1 protein-coding gene is annotated in these 715 nt (G+C 33.9%); it reads left to right on the forward strand.

Annotated features, from left to right (window positions below; genetic code table 11):
* The first annotated feature begins 305 nt into the window (after positions 1–305).
* Complete coding sequence (locus EZV76_RS17860; protein ID WP_500683427.1) at positions 306–659, forward strand: ATP-dependent Clp protease proteolytic subunit; 354 nt, start codon at positions 306–308, stop codon at positions 657–659.
* The last annotated feature ends 56 nt before the right edge of the window (positions 660–715 follow it).

Here is a 715-nt window from a genome sequence, read left to right on the forward strand (position 1 = left end):
AAGAAAATGACATCGGGATTTGGATCTCAATGAAAAAATACATCAATGATAAGTTAATTCGATAAGTTTGAAATTCTTTTTTTATATTCTAACATAAGAAAAGGAGTCAAAAAAATCTTTATTGAAAAATCGAAGAAAAAGCCCTTTCGTTAAAAGTTAGAAAGAGCCTACTATGACTATGCTATGTATGATATGACAAAACGAAAGAGGGCTGGAATCTACACATTGATTTTTTCGAAAATTTTTTTGAACCGTATGCAGAAAAAAGTGCATGTACGGTTTCTAAGGGATACAACTTTACCCTAATCAACCGACTTTATCGAGAGAGATTACTTTTTTTAGGCCAAGCAGTTGATAGCGAGATCTCAAATCARCTTATTGGTCTTATGGTATATCTSAGTATTGAGGATGATACCAAAGATCTTTATTTGTTTATAAACTCTCCTGGTGGATGGGTAATACCTGGAGTAGCTATTTWTGATACTATGCAATTTGTKCRACCAKATGTRCATACMATATGCATGGGAWTAGCTGCTTCAATGGRATCKTTTATCCTRGTTGGAGGGGRAATTACCAAACGTCTAGCATTCCCTCACKCTTGGCGCCAATGMGGTTTTTTTGAGAGAAACAAAAGACTATGCCTTCGCCATATGAAATAGGAATATGAAGTAAAAATAGCATGGCATTTAGAATTCGATATGACAAAAATTTTAGT

The sequence above is a fragment of the Flagellimonas alvinocaridis genome (assembly GCF_004916895.1).
Taxonomy (GTDB): Bacteria; Bacteroidota; Bacteroidia; order Flavobacteriales; family Flavobacteriaceae; genus Flagellimonas; species Flagellimonas alvinocaridis.